Annotated in this window: 13 protein-coding genes; 5 read left to right on the top strand and 8 right to left on the bottom strand. The window is 46.0% G+C overall.

From position 1 onward, the window contains the following. The first annotated feature begins 311 nt into the window (after window positions 1-311). Window positions 312-722, top strand: coding sequence for a 5-fold beta-flower protein (locus GO493_RS28755; protein WP_157309699.1), 411 nt, complete (start codon window positions 312-314; stop codon window positions 720-722). On the opposite strand, the gene GO493_RS28750 is transcribed toward GO493_RS28755, so the two are convergent. The 3 genes from GO493_RS28750 to GO493_RS28740 all read right to left on the bottom strand — a co-directional run bounded on the left by GO493_RS28750 (window position 709) and on the right by GO493_RS28740 (window position 3,362). After that, window positions 709-1,254, bottom strand: a complete 546-nt coding sequence (locus GO493_RS28750; protein ID WP_157309698.1) for a YceI family protein — start codon at window positions 1,252-1,254, stop codon at window positions 709-711. The two genes, GO493_RS28755 and GO493_RS28750, sit on opposite strands and share 14 nt — an antisense overlap. A 93-nt stretch (window positions 1,255-1,347) precedes the next feature. After that, on the bottom strand, window positions 1,348-2,745 hold the full coding sequence (locus GO493_RS28745; RefSeq protein ID WP_157309697.1) for a hypothetical protein: 1,398 nt from the start codon (window positions 2,743-2,745) through the stop codon (window positions 1,348-1,350). A 32-nt stretch (window positions 2,746-2,777) separates the two neighbouring features. After that, the gene (locus GO493_RS28740) at window positions 2,778-3,362 is read right to left on the bottom strand and encodes a YceI family protein (RefSeq protein WP_157309696.1); all 585 of its coding nucleotides are present in this window, start codon (window positions 3,360-3,362) and stop codon (window positions 2,778-2,780) included. 326 nt (window positions 3,363-3,688) lie between these two features. Here GO493_RS28740 and GO493_RS28735 point away from each other — a divergent pair, with 326 nt between their 5' ends. Next, window positions 3,689-4,099: a PNPOx family protein gene (locus GO493_RS28735; protein ID WP_157309695.1), complete on the top strand. Its 411-nt coding sequence runs from the start codon at window positions 3,689-3,691 to the stop codon at window positions 4,097-4,099. 72 nt (window positions 4,100-4,171) lie between these two features. On the opposite strand, the gene GO493_RS28730 is transcribed toward GO493_RS28735, so the two are convergent. Then, a complete protein-coding gene (locus GO493_RS28730) occupies window positions 4,172-4,924 on the bottom strand; it encodes a M57 family metalloprotease (RefSeq protein ID WP_157309694.1) in 753 nt (250 codons plus the stop codon). Between the two features lie 208 nt (window positions 4,925-5,132). Here GO493_RS28730 and GO493_RS28725 point away from each other — a divergent pair, with 208 nt between their 5' ends. The 3 genes from GO493_RS28725 to GO493_RS28715 all read left to right on the top strand — a co-directional run bounded on the left by GO493_RS28725 (window position 5,133) and on the right by GO493_RS28715 (window position 10,793). Beyond that, window positions 5,133-7,697: an alpha-L-arabinofuranosidase C-terminal domain-containing protein gene (locus GO493_RS28725; protein ID WP_157309693.1), complete on the top strand. Its 2,565-nt coding sequence runs from the start codon at window positions 5,133-5,135 to the stop codon at window positions 7,695-7,697. Between the two features lie 441 nt (window positions 7,698-8,138). Continuing rightward, the gene (locus tag GO493_RS28720; RefSeq protein WP_198315857.1) at window positions 8,139-9,476 is read left to right on the top strand and encodes a hypothetical protein; all 1,338 of its coding nucleotides are present in this window, start codon (window positions 8,139-8,141) and stop codon (window positions 9,474-9,476) included. A 21-nt stretch (window positions 9,477-9,497) separates the two neighbouring features. Further along, entirely contained in the window at window positions 9,498-10,793 is a 1,296-nt protein-coding gene (locus tag GO493_RS28715) for a DUF1016 N-terminal domain-containing protein (RefSeq protein ID WP_157309691.1), read from the top strand. Window positions 10,794-10,888: 95 nt separating this feature from the next. On the opposite strand, the gene GO493_RS28710 is transcribed toward GO493_RS28715, so the two are convergent. From GO493_RS28710 to GO493_RS28695, 4 genes are all read right to left on the bottom strand, one after another. Further along, a complete protein-coding gene (locus tag GO493_RS28710; RefSeq protein WP_157309690.1) occupies window positions 10,889-12,409 on the bottom strand; it encodes a RagB/SusD family nutrient uptake outer membrane protein in 1,521 nt (506 codons plus the stop codon). A gap of 21 nt (window positions 12,410-12,430) precedes the next feature. Continuing rightward, on the bottom strand, window positions 12,431-15,493 hold the full coding sequence (locus tag GO493_RS28705; RefSeq protein WP_157309689.1) for a SusC/RagA family TonB-linked outer membrane protein: 3,063 nt from the start codon (window positions 15,491-15,493) through the stop codon (window positions 12,431-12,433). A 243-nt stretch (window positions 15,494-15,736) separates the two neighbouring features. Beyond that, entirely contained in the window at window positions 15,737-16,303 is a 567-nt protein-coding gene (locus GO493_RS28700; RefSeq protein WP_157309688.1) for a T9SS type A sorting domain-containing protein, read from the bottom strand. A gap of 30 nt (window positions 16,304-16,333) precedes the next feature. Further along, window positions 16,334-20,437: a hybrid sensor histidine kinase/response regulator gene (locus GO493_RS28695; RefSeq protein ID WP_157309687.1), complete on the bottom strand. Its 4,104-nt coding sequence runs from the start codon at window positions 20,435-20,437 to the stop codon at window positions 16,334-16,336. Between the last annotated feature and the right edge of the window lie 107 nt (window positions 20,438-20,544).

Here is a 20,544-nt window from a genome sequence, read left to right as displayed (position 1 = left end):
TATACAGCCGGAGTAATGTAAGTATAGGAACATGTACAATGATAAGGCTATAAAGTCATCATCACATAATTCATTGTGTAAAGATATAAATGAGAGGCATAAACGATCATAACACCTTTGTGCTAGAAACCAATCAATAAATTGACCAGGAAATAAGGGGTTCATTGATTTTCTCAATCCGCAGAACAATATAACGATAGTGATAACTTTGGAGCTGCTTTCTTTTACTTACGAAGTAAATCATATTCTCCTGCATAAAAAAAGGTAGTTTTCAGAGAAGATAGCATATTCCGATAACGTATCTTTATACTATGAAAAAAGCCCTTGTACTTGCAGCATTATTCCTGTTCCCGGGCTCACTGAAGGCTCAGACGATCAAATCCGGCAGTTACCAGACCACCGGATATATAAAAGAGGATGGTACTATACAGAACAGCAGTTATACTACTGTGGGTTATATCAAAAGTGACGGCACTATTCAGAATGCAGGTTATGCTACAATAGGCTATATAAAAGACGATGGTACTATCCAGAACAGCGGTTACTCTACAGTGGGTTATGTCAGGAAGGACGGTACTGTTCAGAACAGTGGTTACAGTACTATTGGCTATATAAAGGACGATGGTACTGTTCAGAACAGCGGTTACAGTACTATTGGCTATGCAAAGAATGTGAAGAAGGCATGGGCGGCAGTTGTTTTCTTTTTTTTCAGCTTTGACTGAGCTTTCTGAAGCAAAGATGGAATTCTACTTCCAGCTGATCATTGGCTCTTATCATCCCTCCCATTTTCCTGGGTGGCGTCAGGTTGAAATCTGAGAACCTGATTATCTGCCGGCCGGTCATCCGGAGGGCCTGCGGGTTATCGCGGGATATGAGGTAGTTCATATCGAAGTTTCTTGAAACACCTGCCAGCTCTATATTGACCTTTCCACCAAGAAAGCGGATGCTGAGTGTTGGAAACTCCTTTGCTTTTAATGTTTTCCCGAGATCATTGTTCATAGTACTGCTAAGGCAATCAAAACCGGATACCGGAAGTCTTATAGTGCCGTAGAGGAAAGCTTTACCATTCTTATCACAGAGCTCTACCGTATCCGGGTTAGTATATCGTTCTATTGCGCAACTGAATTTGTTGATATTGGTATTACCGTTCACTCTCAATGAGCAACCTTTGACAATCACCCATTTTTCCTGCGGGGAAGCTTGCAGACAGGTAAAGCAGGCAAGCAGCGTGATGAAGAGATATCGTATGAACATAACATATCGGGTTAAGAGCAGGAAAAGAAAGAAGAGAGAAGCCAGTTGGCCGGAGCCTTCCGACTTCTTCTTCTTGTTTTACACGCAGGAGCATCAGAAGCCTACAACAGCCTCAATCACGTATCCTTTGAACTCACCACCGGCACGGAAGTCAGCTACAGGAAAATCTTTGTATTTCTGGATCACATACTCACCTTTCAGCAGTACGTTCCTGGTCAGGAACCAGCCGCCGCCAAAGGCCAGGCGATCTATTTTAACATCATCATTGTAAGTAATTGCCCCGGCGCCTGTACCGGTAGCGTTGTTGGCCAGCCGCATAGTTGCTACGTTATAGCGCGCACCGATAAATACATTCTCTTTTTTAAAGAAACGATAGACGGCATCTACGGCAAACTGGCTGGCTTTGCGGGTATCTGTTTCCCTGGCGGTACGGCCGGAAGCGGTTTCATAGGTGCCGAAGACTTCCAGTCCGTGGGTCTTTACAAAACCGTTGAACATAAGGGCATTTACTTTTTTGGTAAAGCCCGGGTTCATACGGCCGGAAGTGAACAGCGGTGTACCGGCGCCGGTTGTGCTGCTGGGATTGGCAGATGCCTGTTCCATTACATACTGGTAGTTAGAGCCACTGCGATCCCCGGCGTACAGTACGTTGCTGCCGCTGCTCTGGTTTCCGTAGTAAGATGCGCTGAGCCTTAAACGTACATCTTTGGTAATGTTGCGGTCAAAGCCTGCCTTCAGTAAAATGGAAGGTTGTTTCTTCAGGTCGCCATCGGGATTACCGGCTTTATAAAGAGAATCTACATTTCCTTTGATCATACCATTGGTAAGGCCAATCATACCAAAGAAACCATTCTTCTTCAGGTACACTTCTCCTCCTATTTCTGTTGCAAAAGCGTCCATGATATAGCCCTCCATGAAAGGATTGTATAGCGCGTTACCACCGTCGCTTCGTCTGAAGTGCTGGTCGCCATAGTTCACTTCAAAGTGCCCTATTTTAATGGTGGTTATTTCCATCAGTTTATCCCAGAATTCGCCTTTGAAAGGCAGTTTGTCAAACTGGATATATCCGCCTTTCACCCAGTTCTCGTTATGGTGTTTGGAAGACATGTAGCTGGTTACATTGAGCCGTATACCGTCAGCCAGTTGTACGTCCATGTAAAGGTTGGCCTGGGCGGTCTGAAAACCTGAAGTGATCGTTTTCAGTTTATTACCTGGTACGGATGTGCCGTTGGAATAGGAACCTATGTTATTGTTTAAGGCATCCGGGTTTTTATGTTCAAGGTTCTGGAACTGTTGTGTAAAGCCGGCCCCCCATTTCACTTTAATACCATCGAAGGTGGTGCTGGTATCTTTCGGATCTTCGAAGACGTTGATACCTTTCTGGTCATATGGCCTGAGATTATTTATCTTAGGCTGCTGCGCCATCAGCAATACGGGGATCTGCAGCAGAAGGGTGATGAGCAGGATTGGTTTTCTGAATAATGTTTGCATATACTCGATTTTAGGGATGTATGGAAAGAAGATTAGTTTTTGAGTGTAAGATCAAAGCTGACGGTCACATCGTTACCGGTTTTGACAGCGCCCATCATAAAGGAAGGCGGATCTATTCTGAAGCTTTTCATGCTGAGCTTTTTGCTGCCTTTCACGGTGATGCTTTTATCGGCATTTACTTTGGCTGTAGCCACCAGGTCTGCATCGAGGGTGACTCCCGCAATAGTCATTTTTCCGAGGCATTTAACAGCGCCTGCAGGGGTTACGGTTGCGGAAGTAAGCTGGTAGGTGATGGTTTTGTATTTGTTTGTTTGTAATGATTTGTATGCATTTTTATCCAGTCCGCTTTTCTCGCTCTTCAGGCTTTCTGCATTTACAGAGAACTGAAGCGCTGTTAAAGCCGAAAGATGTCCTGCAGCATCCAGCGTAAAAGTTGCTGTGCTCTGTCCCTGCGACGATTCCATTTTCCAGTCGTGCAGGGTTGATGTACCATCAACAGTAATCTTCACGGCTGAAGAGTGATAAGCGGTCTGTGCAAAGGCCGCACAAACGGACAGTTGCATAAAAAATAACAGGAGGACCTTTCTTCTCAGAACATTCGATAGATAGTATTTCATGAGCTTGCGTTTATGAGTGCAAAGTATACCAGGTACAATGCGTGGTGAATGACCGGAGTCATTACAGGGATTGATTCCTGTTGCGATGATGGCTGATACATCTGCAAACAAAAAGCTGCCATTTAAAAAAACGGCAGCGAAGCAAACGCGTATTGCAGGCTATATATAACATTGCGGCATTTGCCTGCCGCCGCAATGAATCAAGGACTTAGAAGCAATCCGGTGCAAAGGAACGGACGATAGCTACAACAGAGAAGAATGATAGTCAATAGGACAAATGACAGTTATCAGTGGAGCATTTATTCCATGCCTGTAACTTGTATGTTATGAAAGAGAAAATATGGTCATTTATACGAAGCAATTATGTGCTGACCATTTGTACAGGATCTGCAGAGGTAATATGGGCAGCCAGTTTATTCTATGCAGCAGATAAGGAGTGCCTGTATGTTATGACTGATCTTAATACAAGGCATGGCAGCATGATGCTGGAAAATAACAATGTAAGCGGCACTATAGCTGTAGCTGTGGAAGATATATCACAGATCTGCGGACTACAGTTTACAGGGAAGGTGACGTTATTGAAAGGTACAGAAGAAGAGAAGGCGTTACAGCTTTATGAGAAGCGGTTTCCGGTAGCGAAGACATTCAGGGCGGCTATCTGGCAGATAAATTTTACTGAGCTGAAGCTGACGGATAACAATGCAGGTTTTGGTACTAAATACTACTGGCGGGTTTAATTAAATCTGATAAATAAAAAAACGCTTTCACGTTTTACGGTGAAAGCGTTTTACTGCCAGGCTTATATCTTATCAGGGATATAAAGCCACTGCAGCCTGTTTATCTTTTGTAGACAATACAGTAGCGCCGCTACCGCACTGGCCACCATTCATTATAGAAGAGGCATCTGTACCACCTACACCTGGTACTGCTGTAGCAGAAGACTCGCCAATAGAGGCCCAGTTGGTGTGCCTGAAGGAAACGTTATGTCCCATTTCATGGCAGATGGTACGTGCGCGCTGTGCAAAGCTATTGCCTGCTATATATGCCTTATTGATCCTGATCAGGTTACCTGCCCTGCCACTGGAAGGGAAAGTTCCTGCACCACATACACCGGAGCCTAAATTGGCATCAGTGATCAGTACATCATAGGATGTTCCTGTTACAACGGTCCAGTTAATGGAGCAGTTTGCGACACCATTCCATTGTGCGATGGCGGAATTGATCTCAGAAGTCATAGAGGTCATGGAAGCATCTATTTTGAGGCGGATATTTGTCACGTTAGCAGCAGATACGAGGCTGCCGGTATAATATTGTTCAGCTTTTACACCTCCTTCAGGAACGGTCATGTTCTTAGGGAAGCTGATATCTCCTTCAACAATATACTCTGTAGGATGTTCTACAATACTGGTAGCGGGGAATCCCAGGCCGAGGATGTAAGAAAGTACTTTGTCTGAGTTGCTTGCTTCTGTTTCAGGAGTTACTACCTGTGTATCCGATTTTTTACAGGCTGCGAAGAAAAGGGTCAACAGGACCACAAGCGAGAAAATAGCGCTCTTTTTCATGTTAAATTTTGATTTTAGTGAAGAATGGGAATTAGGGTTTGCAGATATATATTATGCCCGACAGATTCTGGTTGTGGTGCAATATTACTAAGGCCCACTGAGATGAGATGTGCAGTGAGATTTATTATTAATCTCAGGATAAAAACAATTTAATTGTCTAATTAACACTTTTTATTACTATTTTGTAAGCCAGATAAACAATTCCACTATGAACAAGAACTGGTCATGCATACTTTTCTGCCTGGCACTGGCTTTCCGGCCGGCACCTGCAGCCGCAGCTGCCGATCCCGATTCTGTCTATCTTTTTTCCTATGCTACGGGGAAAAACAACAACCACAACGGGCTTCAATATGCCTGGAGCCGAGATCGTGAGGACTGGCATCCTATTGGCACAGATTTCGGGTATCTGAAAAGCGACTATGGCAGCTGGGGAATAGAAAAACGTATGCTCACCCCTTACCTTTTTCCTGGTGCTGACGGGCTCTGGCATTGTATCTGGGCCCTGAATGAGCGGGGTAATGTGTTTGCCCATGCGGCATCTGCCGATCTTGTAAACTGGAAAAGGCAAAGCTATCCTGAGGTAAAACAAGGTACTACCGTTAAGGGTATTGCTGCTGCCTATGACAACAGGCAACAGCTTTATATTGTCTTTTATAACAGCGCCGACGGGAAGTCATATGAACTTAGCACCAAGGATTTTGTCAGCTATAGCCCGGTGAGGGAAATAGGTTCATTTAAAAGTGCCAGTCAGCAGATAAGCCTTCCCGGCGGACGGGCAGAGGGACAGGTACATCGTGTGTCATGGGCTGTAGTAGAGAAGCTGATACAGACATATGAACTGAAACAGTATAGATCTGCGCAGGAAAGGGAAACCACCCAGCAGGACGGACAGCGTTTTGCCGGGATGCAGCCATTACAGGCAACTATCACTGTACAGCCTGCAAAGGCAAGGCCTATCAGCGACCTGTTGCTGGGTATTTTCTTCGAGGATATCAACTATGCTGCAGATGGCGGGTTATATGCAGAACTGGTGCAGAACCGTGATTTTGAATATACGCCGGATGATAATAAAAACTGGAACAGTACCTATTCCTGGAAATTAAAAGGAGGCAACTCAACTTTCCTTGTTGATTCTGCAAATCCTGTACATATCAACAATCGTCATTATGCGGTATTGCAGACCAGTACACCTGGAGCGGCGTTGATCAATAGCGGGTTTGATGGTATTCCGGTGAAAAAGGGCGAGAAATACGATCTCTCTTTATTTGCGAAACAGGCAGGCGGGAAAGTGCTGGTACGTCTTACAGATAAAGAGGGTAAAGTAGTGGCACAGACCACTGTCAACGTCTCTTCCAATAAATGGCAGACTGTGAAAGCCACGCTGACGGCTACCGCAGATGCTGCGGATGCCCAGCTGGAACTGCAGCCGCTTACAGCCGGGACGCTCTCGCTCGATATGATCTCGCTCTTTCCGCAGAAAACCTTTAAAGACAGGAAGAACGGTCTGAGGGCAGATCTGGCACAGACCATTGCAGATATACATCCGCGCTTCATACGTTTTCCGGGAGGGTGCGTAGCGCATGGGGACGGGCTGGCTAATATATACCGGTGGAAGAATACTATAGGTCCGCTGGAAGCCCGCAAGCCGCAACGCAACATCTGGGGTTATCATCAATCTACCGGGCTGGGATATTTTGAATACTTCCAGTATTGTGAAGATATAGGAGCTGTTCCCCTGCCGGTTATTGCTGCAGGCGTTCCCTGTCAGAACTCATCTACCGGCGGTGCGGGGCAACAGGGCGGTGTGCCTGTGAGTGAAATGGAACAGTATATTCAGGATATATGTGACCTGGTGGAATATGCCAATGGAGATGTTAATACAACCTGGGGTAAGAAGCGTGCAGAGGCTGGTCATCCGAAACCGTTTAACCTTAAATATATTGGCATAGGCAATGAAGATCTGATCACTGATATTTTCGAGGAGCGCTTTACTATGATCTTCCAGGCATTGAAGCAAAAGCATCCGGAGATCACTGTGATAGGTACTGTGGGACCATTCTTTGAGGGAACGGATTATACTGAGGGATGGGATGTGGCCCGTAAGCTGAAAGTACCGATGGTGGATGAGCATTATTATCAGTCGCCCGGATGGTTTATCAACAACCAGGATTTCTACGACAAATATGACCGTTCTGCTTCAAAAGTTTATCTCGGGGAGTATGCCGCTCATTTGCCCGGCCGGCCTAACAACCTTGAAACAGCGCTTGCCGAGGCGATTTACCTGACAAGCATAGAAAGGAACGGGGATGTGGTACATATGGCGTCTTATGCACCGTTACTGGCTAAGGAAGGACATACACAATGGAACCCTGATCTTATTTATTTTAATAATACTACTGTGAAACCTACAGTTGGGTATTATGTGCAGCAGCTATATGGGAAGAATGCGGGGGATGAATATCTTCCGGGTAGTATATCACTTTCCAGTAACCAGGATGCGGCGAAGAAGCGTGTAGCTGTGTCTGTTGTGCGTGATTCGAAGAGTAAGGATGTGATCGTGAAAATGGTGAACCTGTTGCCGGTGGCTGTGAATGCGGCGATTGACCTGGGGGATATTTCTACTGCGGATGTTGAGGCGGTGAAGACGGTGATGCAGGGGCAGCCGGGGGCGTTGGATGTGAAGCCGGTGGTTTCGGGATGTAAGGTTAGTGGGAAGTTTAGTGATGAATTACCGGCTTATTCGTTTACTGTTATCAGGATTAGGACGAAGTGATTAGCGGGATTGAACTATGGGGCTGACCCAAACATAAGAACTCAAAAGCAAAAGAGCTTTTGGGTCAGCCCTAATTTTAGAACAGTTATTAGATCCATAACGCTTAGATGATCACGATCATAGTTTTTGGTAGACTTGACGTAATGAGTTACCTTAGCGAACTTAACAATTCTGGGATAAAACACCCCCATCGGTCATTCAGAACCCAGAATTATTATCATTTAACCTAAGTATTATAATCCGAAACATGTACAAAACATCATATTTACCACAATCTGCGCTTCCCCAAGCCAATGGTTGAAATAAATCGATCCCCCAAAAGCAACCACTGGTAAACCGACAGGTATCATGCTTTCTTGATTGAGTTGACAGTACATATTCAATACGCTCCTTCATCATAAGTTCCGTCCAGCGCCTTTTTATAATCAAAAACCGAAAATCATGACCAACATGTCCAGTAGTTCATCCCGTCTCTTATTGTCTTTTATTTTCTTTCTTTTCCTTTTCACATCATGCCAAAAGAATGAAGAATCCAGCCAAGTAAAACATTCTACCCTCAACGGCTATAAGGGAAGCGATGCCCATTTGATAAAACTTAATCATGAGCTTCATGAACTGAACAAAACCGTTCATTTCAGTGATAGCTTCCCACAGAATGGCTTGCTGGATTGGGACCATATCCAGGTACGTATATCAGTCGCGGACAGTTCATTGGAATACATCTTCGCAGTCAGGACAGGAAGAGCTACCGTGACCAACGTCTTGATTACAAAACTTGACGCAAGTGAAAAAGTCCGGCAAGTAGTCACGGTTAACCTTAAAAACACACTTAGGAAAGCCACAACCTTTCGTGAACGACTGCAAACTGCAGAACTTTTTGCTTTCTTCAATCGGGAATCCAGGGGGCATTCTTCCGTGTCCGACTCCCCTCCTTACCAGAACAGAGTACTCCCATCAAATAACAGAAAAAAAGTAAATGGAAACAATTCCTCATCTGTAGTTGAGAGCTGTTATATCATTTTCGATGGAATCATCAGGCTTGAGTACCTGAACGGATTTTGTAGCGGACCAAGCCAACAGGACGTAGCCAACAGCGCAATAGCTTATTTGGTCAGCCGCTTACAGTACAACCTGGGTATTGAGTTCAATGAGGGGTTTACCGTTACACACGTTCCCAGCCAGGGCATCAGGGTGGATGGTCCCAGATATATTGTCGAAAACTTCGGCACCTATGATATGCTTAATCGTTCCCTTACTGTCCTGAACGATCACAATATGAGGAGTGGAAACGCTGTCGGTTGTTCAATAGAATCCGCAACAATGGACAACTATCAATACCATGTAAATTCTTGCAATGCCACGGGCGGCAATCCCAATGATCCTGTGATCGACGAAAATGGCATTGAACATGTGACGGTGGAAGAATGGGCGCCGGATGAAGATTATTCCACTGAAGACTTGAACAACGGTGCTTCCCGGGTAGCTATTAAATATACCTACAATGCGCAAATCACGCGCGACCCTGATACCTTTGTCATAATAGGAATCGTTATGGATCCGATCATGGCCTTCCCTGTGGTCGCACGGTTTTCAGACACTTATGGGAGAACGGTAACCCGGAGTATTACCTTATTCGATAAAGCAGCCTGGTATGTTTTAGCTCCGGGAAACCTCCATGTAAATCTTTTCTGGTCTTGCCTGGTCCATGCTAAATATGTATATTCAGATGGCATGTTGAATACCAGGCAATGGGCTATTACCAAAACCAGGGTCAGGTAATTCTAATAAATAGGTTTATTCATGAAATCGGTAAAAAGAATAAAGGGGATGTACGCCAATAAAAATTTCCCGGAAAGTCTATATGCAACAGCCCTTCAACGGAAACGCGAAATACAGGTTACTTCAAATTATGAATTGAATCTGTTTTTCTGGCAGATGGGGGCAGCAATAAATAATTATATGGATACCCTCAACGAAAAAGAGAAATCCATACATCTAAAGGAATCGCTTTCTGTGTGGTCAATGGTAAAATTTGGCTCCTTCTTCAGTGGAGAAAACCTGACAGTCATGTGTCGCTTTCATCGTACCTTTTCCGATTTCAATATCGCCACGAAGTTCGCTTCCTTCCTGGATTGGGAACATATCACCACCCTCGTTTGCCTGGAGCAGCAAAGCGATATACTACATGCCATCCGGTTGATTCTACAGGATGGATTAAGTAACGCTCAACTTAAAAAGGTTACTGAAAATATGCCTTCGAGTTTTCCGGAAGCAGATAATAATGAGACTGTATTTACAAAAGTAGATCCTGTTAAATTATCCGGGCTGATTCCCGAACCTATGTGGGCAATATGGGAGAAGGTTCAGACAGAAGATCTTTACACTGGCGCCCATTCCATCAGGTTCCGCGAATTGATGCATTTCCCCGATAGAGAGGAACCGGCATTGGCAGCACAAACTGAAACAAAAACAGAGGATATCATTGCTGTTATCAGACCCCTCATTTTGCAATTCAGACGCAAGCATAGTACCTGGCTGAATAGCCATCTGAATATCACTTATTGGATGATGGGCAAACAGTTAAATGAAGCACTTTCAAACTACAAATCTACTGCCGATAAACAAGGCGCCATAAAACGTGCAACATTCCTTTTCCGCCAGAAGAATGGCGAAATCCTATTCAATGCGGAAGATATGAAAGGGATGGCCTTATTCAATGAAAGATGTAATGATAATGCTCTTTCTGCCCGCCTGGCTTACCTGGTTAATTGGGAGCAGCTTCTGGCACTTCTCAGCCTACCGGATATTGAGACAATGATATTTTATGGAAGGCTGCTCGCTCAAAATGAGCTGCAACTTCATGAGTTGTTAACAACCAAAGAGAGCGATGGTCTTCCTACCGTTCCGGAGCATCTACGGACCGAACTATCAACAGGCATCATTGGCACAAAGACATCTGTTGAAAAAGAGGGGAATTCCGAGATCACTATCACCGAAAAATTCGTCAAGCTTGATAGTGACATAATCAATAAAAGATCCTTCGTCGACATTTTCAGTAACAGATACTTCCTTGCTCTCGCTGTGGATCTTTCTTAACCAAAATCAGGGCCGACCTAAAAGCTTTTTTGCTTTCTAGGTTAGCCCCGACTTTTTTGTACTGTACACAGTTTAAAAGTACTAAGATTAAATTATCACTTCCAGGCGTCATTTTGTACCAGGATACCATTTGATGTTGCCAGGATGGCGAACGGAATAGGATACCTGCTGTATTTTGTATAACTGAAATTAGTTCTGCCATAAGTATTCTTCAGCAGATTCTCTGTATAACCGGGCACTACGGCATTATAGCGAAGGAGATCAAACCAGCGGTGTCCTTCCATGGCCAGTTCTATTCGTCTTTCATGCCAGATGATCTCCCTTAATGCTTCTTTACCTGTTTCAGTTATTTCAGGCAATATGCCTGCTTCCGCAAATGTCTTGTTACCACGGGCGCGGAAACGTACTTTTTCCAGGGCCTGCAGGGCGTTGCCGGATTGTCCCAGTTCATTGCTGGCTTCTGCATAGATCAGGATGACGTCAGCATAACGCAGGAAAAGCTGGTTGATTTCCTGCTGCATAAATGTTCCTTCTTTCCAGTATGAGAAAGGCCAGATGATCTTTTTGTTAGCGTATTTATAACCATTGGGAATGTTGATAGCAGCATTGCTTTTAAATCCTTCCACTACTTCCCCGCTGTTGAAGATGGTAGCTGTGCGGCGCGGATCGCCGGTTTCGTAGCTGTTCACCAGACTTTCTGAGGGGTAAACGAACCCGTTGCCAAACTGGCCGTTAATGCCCTGGTATTCTATATAAGGATTCCATGTTCTGCCAAAAGCAATGGCTGTATTATAGCTGAAATGCCCGGGCATCATGTTCTCTACAGAATAAGGATTGGCAGGGCTGAAAATATTACGGTAATCCGGCTCCAGGCTATATTCGCCGGAGGTCATTACGCTGTTGGCATATTCCTGCGCTTTTGCATAGTTCTGCCTGAAGAGGTATACTTTTGCCAGCAGGCCCTGGGCAGTACCTTTGGTAACATGTCCGAGACCGGCTGTTCCCCACTCTGCCCTTGTTGGCAGGTTATCTACCGCATATTCCAGGTCTTTGATGATCTGGGCGTAGATGGTATCTTCTGAACTTACAGGAATGTCATATTCTGCCGGTACAGGTACATGATCTCTCAGCGGTACTTTCCCGAATATATTCACCAGTTCGAAATAATAGAAGGCGCGGAAGTATTTTGCCTGTGCTTCCGCTTTCTTAGCGATGGTCTGGTCTTTGAAACCGGGTGTTACGTCAGTTACCTGGTTACAGAAGTTAAGATTCTGGAATGTTCTTGACCAGTAACGTTCTACATAGAGCTCTGTCGAAGGTGTGTGCGCATAGTCCTGGAATACTTTCAGGTCTGTAGCCATACTACCGCTTCCCAGGCCGGGCGTAAAATCGTCCGCGCCCATTTCTCTTACAGAAAACCATTGTTGTCCTATGCGGAATTCGCGCCAGCTGATAGTGCCATAGATCCTGTTCACCCATTGATCTATCATTGATTCGTTGGCCAGGAATATGTCTTCAGTCAGTTGTCCCTGGGGAGGAACGTCGAGGAAAGATTTTTTGCAGGATACGGCTGTAAAAGAGATGCCTGCCAGGAATATATATAAAATGCGTTTCATAACTGTTAGTTAAAAGGATCATTAAAATTTCACATTCACACCTGCCCTGGCATTACTGGATACAGGATAAGGGTTCAGGTCTACGTTCTGTGACAGGAGATCGGCGGAGGTGATCTCAGGAGATGCACCTTTGTATTTGGTGATGTAAAAGAGGTTGGTAGCGTTTAAAAAGATACGGGCGCTTTTGATCTTGCCGGCGCCGAGCTTGTTAAAGGTATATCCAAACTCTATATTGCGTACTTTGACATAGGAGCCGTTTTGTACAATGAAAGAGGAAGGCAGCGTGTTGATGGAATTCACTCCCAGTCTTGGCATGCTGGCGTTGGTATTGTCCGGCGTCCATGCGTTTACCCAGTCCTTGTGCAGATTTGTGGTATTAAACTCTACCAGGTTATAGGAGCCGTTGAGTATTTTGCTGCCGAAGCTGCCAAAGATATCTACAGAAAAATCGAATCCTTTCCAGGATGCGCTGAGGTTTAAGCTGCCATAGAACTTAGGATATGGAGAGCCGATGTTGGTCATATCGTTACCGTCTATGCGACCGTCGCCATTCACATCTTTATAGATCAGATCACCGGGTTGTGCCCCGTTATGATATGCCGTCTGGCCTTTGGATACCGCGTATTTATTCCATGCATCCAGTTCACCCTGTGTGCGGTAGATGCCTATTGCCTGGTAGCCGTAGAAATAGCCCAGGGGCTGTCCTTCCTGGATGCGGGTGAAGAGCGGAGTGGAAAAGATATTGTTGGTAGTTACCTGTTTGCCGTAGTCGGTAACAGTGTTTTTGAAAGTGCTTCCTGTTACACGTACACCATATTTAAAGGCGTCGATATTATCCTGCCAGTCCAGCGCAAACTCTATACCCTTGTTGCGTACGGAGCCTACGTTGCTGTAAGTAGCATTGATACCGGCAGAACCACCTGCAATGGGGATGATGAGCAGCAGGTCTTTTGTTTCCCTGTTATAGTAATCAAATTCTACTGCCAGCCTGTTTTTCAGTACGCTCATTTCAAAGCCCATGTCTTTCTGGAAGGTACGTTCCCATTTAATGTCAGGGTTGGAGCTGGTCAGTACAGCGCCGTTTGTGGCCACTGCCCTGTTGAAAATGGCGTCATATACCGGGTCTTGTGTAACCAGTGAATAGGAAATACCATTGGAGATCCTATCGTTACCTGTTACGCCCCAGCTGGCACGCAGTTTCAGGTTATCTATCACGCCATTGTCTTTCATAAATCCTTCTTCTGTTACACGCCAGCCCAGGGCTACAGATGGGAAGTATCCAAAACGGTTGTTCTTACCGAATTTAGAGGAGCCGTCTGCGCGGAAGGAACCTGTAAGCAGGTACCTGTCCTTATAGGAGTAGTTGGCGCGGAATAAATAGGACAGGATGGTTTCTGTGAGGGGCTGTTCACCAGAGACAGCCCTTGTGCTGGCGGGAGCGCTGTATATGCTCACGTAGTTCAGATCGTCCAGGGCGTATCCTTTACCGGTACCGGTGAGGTAATCACGTTTCCTTTTCTGGGCGGTAGTACCTGCCAGCAGGTTGAGGTGATGATCATTTCCCAGTTGTTTGTCGTACGTTAAGGTATTTTCCCACAGCCAGGTAAAGTCAACGCCATAGGTGTTGCTGTAGGAGTTAACCGGATTGTACTGGTTGGGCTGAATGATGGAATAGGAAGGTATGAACTGGTCTGTACGGTTATGCAGCCAGTTTACGCCGTAGCTGGTACGGAAGTTCAGGCCCGGGACCACTTCATAGTTACCCCAGAAGTTACCTACCAGTCTTACATCATTGCTGTTATAGTCTTTATTATAGAAAAGAGAAGCATAGGGGTTGATCAACCTGCCGTCTTGCGGGGCGGTGAACTTTCCGGCGGAATCGTATACAGAAAGCAGCGGGGAGATGCGGTTCACGGAGCGCATGAAGAGATAGTACAGTCCGGGAGCGGCGTTGTTGGAATTGCTCATGGACATGTTCTCTCCTACTGTGAGTTTGTCATTCACCTTGTATTCTGTATTGAGGCGAACGGTCACCCTGTTGAAGGTGGTATATTTGAACACACCGTCCTGGCGGAAGTAGCTGCCGCTCAGGTTATAGCGGATCTTTTCGCTGCCGCCGTTCAGGGCTACCTGATAATCTCTGAAGGAGGCGTTGCGGGATACTTCTTTGAGCCAATCTGTTCCTTTACCCAGTGAGGCGGGGTTAGGATAAACGGTGGTATTCTGTAATTTATTGATAATGGTACCATACTCACTCGCATTGGCGGTTTCGTATTTGCGGGTGAGGAACTGCATGCCCTCACTGCCGGAAACGTCAATGACGGTGGAGCCGGCCTTACCTTTTTTAGTGGTAACGATGATCACACCGTTGGCGCCCCTGGCGCCGTAGATAGCGGTGGCAGATGCGTCTTTCAGCACTTCCATGGATTCTATATCATTACCTGTCAGGAAGTTGACATCGTCAACTATCATTCCGTCCACTACAAAGAGGGGGTTGGGATTGCTGTTGCTGCCTACTCCACGTACGCGGATGACGGGAGAAGTACCGGGGGAGCCAGAGCTCAGCACCTGTACACCGGGCGCTTTGCTTTGCAGTCCTTCGGCAGGGTTGCTGGTACCTCCTATTTTTGTAAGATCGGCGGCTTTGATGCTGACAACAGAGCCGGTAAGGTCTGATTTGCGCTGTGTGCCGTACCCGATCACTACTACTTCATTCAGGCCGGCGTCTGCCTTCATACGGATCTCCATATTTGTCCCCGCCTTTAATTCCTGGCGTGCAAAGCCAACGTAGCTGATTTCCAGGGTACTGTTTTCAGGAGTGTTCAGGGAGAAATTGCCCTGAGGGTCTGAAGTAGTGCCCACGCTTTTCCCTTTTACACGGATTGTGGCGCCGATAACGGGATCTCCTGTCTTATCGTCCAGGATACGGCCGCTGATCTTTGTCTGTGCAAAAACATCCAAAGTGGAAAGCAGTACAGTAAGAAAGAGAGAAAAGAATAGAAACGTTCTTCTTAACGGGAATGTGCCCGGAACATGCAGCACCTTAGGCAGTTGGCTGCCCGGGATAATTGTAATTAAGCGCATCAGCTTTCTTTTTGGATTTGATTAAAATAAATAGGAGGTATTGTTCACTGTCTGAATCTGTTTTTTTATAATCGTGGTCTTAATTGTAATACTTAAGTTTTGTTTCTTCATGTAATATGCTACGTGGAAAAACTGTTGACTTTGGTCGAATTTTTTGTCCCCCTTGTGGGTTAAAATTAACCCCATCCTTTGGAAAGGATGGGGTATCAATTCGTAAAAAAAGGGACATTTTTCACCTCTTTTCTACCTAACTATCTTTTTTGTTACCTGTTTATCACCATTTGTTATAGTAATGAAATAAATACCGGGGGCTTTTCCGCTCATGTCCAGGATATGCCTGTTATCTTTTTCCACCACCCTATATAAGACTCTACCTGTAAGGTCTGTGAGGGTAATAACAGATGAACCATGAGGTAAGGTGACCGTTACATTACCTGTTGAGGGGTTGGGGAAAACCGTCACCTCTGTTGACGTTGTGCTGACTGTTACCGCTTCCATGCGGGCAGAGGTAGTGGAAAGAGGGATGAGTTGCCATTGCTGGCAGGTGCAATCATTAGATACCCATTGTCTTACATTGCTGCCGTTGGCTGTTCCGTTATTGGCAACTTCCATGGCTTTGCTGCTATGGCGGGCAAAGATCTTATAAGTGCCGTTTGCGGGACCGGTGGCAGGCAGAGGGTCCCTTGTGAAGGTAAGGGAACCGAAACCCAGCTGGTCATATCCACCGCTGGCGGAGCCATAATTGCCACCACCGCCTTCAGGACGGTGTACCGCCGCAAAGGCAGCCATAGCGGGAACGGAAAGTCCCATGCGGTTAGCATAGTGGTTATATACCTGTAGTTATTTTTCACCTTCCCCTCTCCTGGAATTTTCATCCTTATACACCTTTACGTTCAGGTTATGGGTGTTATGAAAAGGCTTGCGGAATTTCCGGATATATTCAGATGGGTTCATGCCGAAAAGGTCATTGAAATGCTGCCGGAAGTATTTAATATTATTGAACCCTACCATGGTAGCTATCTCGCCAACATTCAATTCTGTACTGATCATGGTTTCTGCCGCTTTCCGAAGGCGGATAAAACGGATAAAGCCATTGATGGACTGCCCTGACACTGATTTCACTTTTTTGTACAGGCCTGAATGACTCATGCCCATTTCTTTGGCCAGGGTGCGGATGGAGAAATTTTCGTTCTCCAGGTGACTTTCTACGATCCTGATACAGCGGTCCAGGAATTCTTTATATTCTACAGATACTTTGAGATCATTGCCGGCCAGGGTTATCTCGTTATAGAAGTATTGCTGCAGGATGTTCCGTTTGCGAAGCATTCCCTGTACGCGGGCTTTAAGCAGTTCTTTCTCAAACGGCTTAGTGATATAATCGTCTGCCCCGCTTTCAATACCCAGTAGCTGGGTTTCAGATGCAGTTGTTGCCGTAAGCAGTATCACAGGGATATGGCTCAGGGCTGCATTCCCTTTTATGTTACGGCATACTTCTATACCATTCATTCCCTGCATGGTGATATCGCTGATAATAACATCCGGCAGATAGTCTTTCGCCGCCTGTAGTCCTACTTCCCCGCTGTCGGCTTCCAGTACGGTGAAGCCATCTGCAAAAAGCTGGGATACATAATTGCGTAATTCAGTATCGTCGTCAATGATGAGAATGGTCTTCTTTTCTGTGACCAGTGCAGCAAGGTCTGTTTCCGGTTTTTCAGGCACTGTTTCTTCCGGCAGTTCCTGGAGGAAAACGGCGGTTTCCGGGACATATTGCAGGATGGTCTCTGTTCCAAAATGCCCTCTTCCTTTACGCAGCATGATGGTAAAGCTGGTACCTTCTCCTACTTTACTTTCATAGTTCACTGATCCGCTGTGCTGGTCCATAAAATGACGGACGAGGTAGAGGCCAATACCGAAGCCACTGCGGGAAGGCGTATTGGCTGACTTTACCTGGTAGAATTTACGGAACAGGTCATCTCCTGCTTCAGGTGGAATGCCACAGCCGGTATCGGTTACGCTGACAGCAACTTTATCTGCCATTTCTGTTACGCGGAAGGTAACAGCGCCTCCCTGCGGTGTGAATTTAAATGCGTTGGAGAGGAGATTGAAGAGTACGATCTCGATCTTTTCCCTGTCTACATACATATGTAGCGGTGTTTCGGGACACTCAAAGCGGTAGTCTATCTTCCTGGCCCTGGCCTGGTATACAAAACAGAGGTATACTTCCCGGCAAACGGCGGCAAGGTCCAGCTCTACTATCCTGAGCTGGTCCTGATCGCTGTCGGTTTTGCGGAAGAGCAGCAGCTGGTCAACAAGACTGAGCAGCCGGCGGGTGTTCCGGTGTACGGTATTCAGTTCTTCCCTTACGGCTCCTTTGACATCGCCGGAGAGGATCTCTTTCACGGGGTTTACGATGAGTGTGAGCGGTGTTCTGAATTCGTGTGAGATATGGGTAATGAAAGAGAGCTTTTTCTCGTTGAGGTCTCTCTCCTTCTGTACGTTCATATTGGCCAGCTGGATCTCGTACATTAACCGGTTCTGCCGCATCTTGTAGAGGAAATACATGTAAATGGAGCCGCAAAGCAGGGCTATGTAAGCTACATAAGCCCACCAGCTTCTATACCAGGGAGGCAGTACGGTGATGCTCAATGTGATTTCCCGTGGGCTCCATACGCCTTCTGCAGTAGAGCATTTTACGCGGAAGGTATACCTTCCTTCATTCAGGTGTGTATAGGTGGCGGAACGCAGATTGCCGGCAATGGTCCAATCTTTATCCCAGCCTTCCATATAGTAGGCGTATGTGATCTTGTTGGGTGATGAAAATTCAGGTACGGTATAAGAGAAAGAGAACACTGCTTTGTTATAAGGCACTTCCAGGGAAGTGACAGCATCCTCCGTAAAACCACTGATAAATGACTGGCTCTTTTCAAGGCTGGTATTGTTGACCCTGAGGTCTGTCAGTACCAGGTTCAGATCGCCCGACTCACTTTTAATATGCTGCGGATAGAAAAGGCTGAACCCTTTAATACCGCCGAATGCCATTTCACCTGAGCGAAGGCGCAGAGCTGCGTTGTAGAAGAACTGGTTGCTCTGCAGGCCATCTCCCTGGTAATAATTGGTAAAGTTCTTTTTTTCCAGGTCGAATTTTGAGAGGCCATTATAGGTGCTGATCCACAGGTTGCCCTGACCATCGTCCAGGATATTCAGTACCGCATCGTTGCATAACCCGTTCTCTGTCGTGTAACGGTCAGTAATTGTCTGGCGGGATTTATTAAAGAGCAGTAATCCACCGCCTTCCGTGCCTATCCAGAACCGGCCGTCCCTGTCTTCATACATGGTCCTGATAGAATGCCCCACATAATAGAACTGATGCTGCCGGTTTATCTTATCGATCTTTATGAGCTGATTCAGGTTCCCTCCCCAGAGATTTCCTTCTTTGTCTTCATAGAGGCTGAAAAGGTCTGAGAGGTTTTCGTCAAACATTTCAAAGTTGTCTGTAGCCGGATTATAATGATACAGGGCTCCGTAAACCCCGCCGCTACGGAGGGTACTGGCCCAGAGCTGGTTGTTGCTGTCATTATAGAGGGCAAAGACCACTTTATTCCCGGCTTTGGCTACCGGGTTAAAGCAGTGATAACTTCTGAATTGTCCGTTCTTTTTATTGAACTGCTGGATACCGCTTGTGAAGGTGGATAGCCAGATCTGTTGCCGGTTATCTTCTGTTATGGAAGTAATAAAGTTATCGGAAATGGAATGAGGGTTACCCGGGTCGTGCGTATATACCCGGAACTTGTTTGTACGGCGGTCCCAGAGGTTCAACCCGTTACCGTCTGTACCTATAAGCAGGGTGCTGTCTGGTGTTTCATAGAAAGCAGAGACTACATTGCCTGAAAGGGTATTGTTACTGGAATGTTCCCGGCGGATGGTCTGGAAGCGGTTCTTCTCGGGATCGATGATATTTACACCTCCCCTGATGGTACCTATCCATTTGCGGGAAGCTTTGTCTTCATACATGGTGTGAATAGCACCGCTGGCCAGTTCATTTATATCTTCTCCTGCTTTGATAAATCCGGTCTTTCCATTGTGCAGGTTTAAGGTGTATATATTTCCTGTTTCTGTTCCCATCCAGAGTTCCTGTTTTCCATTTGCCGGCATGAGGGATACAACAAACCCCGGAGTAAGCGGAGCAGAGGGTATTTCGTACACTTTATTCATTTTACCGGAAGGGATATCATATTCATATGCTGCGTATTCTGCGCCGACCCACATGTGGATCCCGTCTGTAGCAAGACAGGTAGCTGTGGGCAGAGTATTGTCTACCAGTTGCAGCTGATTGGTTTGCCGGTCAAAGAGGCCTAGTCCGCGGTTCTGTACATGTACCCAGATGCGGTTGGCTGAATCTTTCATGACGGTTTGTATTCCATAATGCTCTATTCTCTTTCCGTTTTGTACAAGGGGTACCTGGCGGCATATGGTATCTCCCAACCGGCAGAGCAATAATCCTAATCCTTCTGTTCCTATAAAGACATTGTTGTTATCTGCCTTTACGCTTTTGACTACAGCATTCAGCTTCTGAGCCTGTCCTTTTGCCGGCTGGTAAGTAATAGTGGTGAATTTTCCGGAGACGGGGTTATACCTGCTCAGGCCCTGGCGGGTACCTATCCACAGGAAATTATGCTGGTCTTCTGTAAGGGAAGTGACGATATTATGCACAAGGGAACTGGCATCGCTGCGGATGTTGCGGAATACTTTGAAGCCGTAACCGTCGTAGCGGTTGAGTCCGTCGTAAGTAGCGAACCAGATGAAGCCGTAGTGGTCCTGGTAGATGCAGCGGACTGTGTTGTTAGATAATCCCTGTTCTATGCCCAGATGAGTGACTGGCGGGCAGGAGATTGCGCTGTTTATATAGATAACCAGTAATAGAATGGTTGTAGAGATCAATTTCATAACGCTTCATTTAAACGCGCCGTGGATGGTTGTGTGGTGTGTGAATGACACCTAATTACAAGGTAAGTAAAATAATCCGGGTTTTTGAGTGTTGGTGGTTTATATGA

Origin of the sequence: Chitinophaga tropicalis (assembly GCF_009758205.1) — a bacterium.
Taxonomy (GTDB): Bacteria; Bacteroidota; Bacteroidia; order Chitinophagales; family Chitinophagaceae; genus Chitinophaga; species Chitinophaga tropicalis.
The sequence above is the reverse complement of the archived record's forward strand: the minus strand, read 5'-3'. Positions and strand labels throughout refer to the sequence as shown.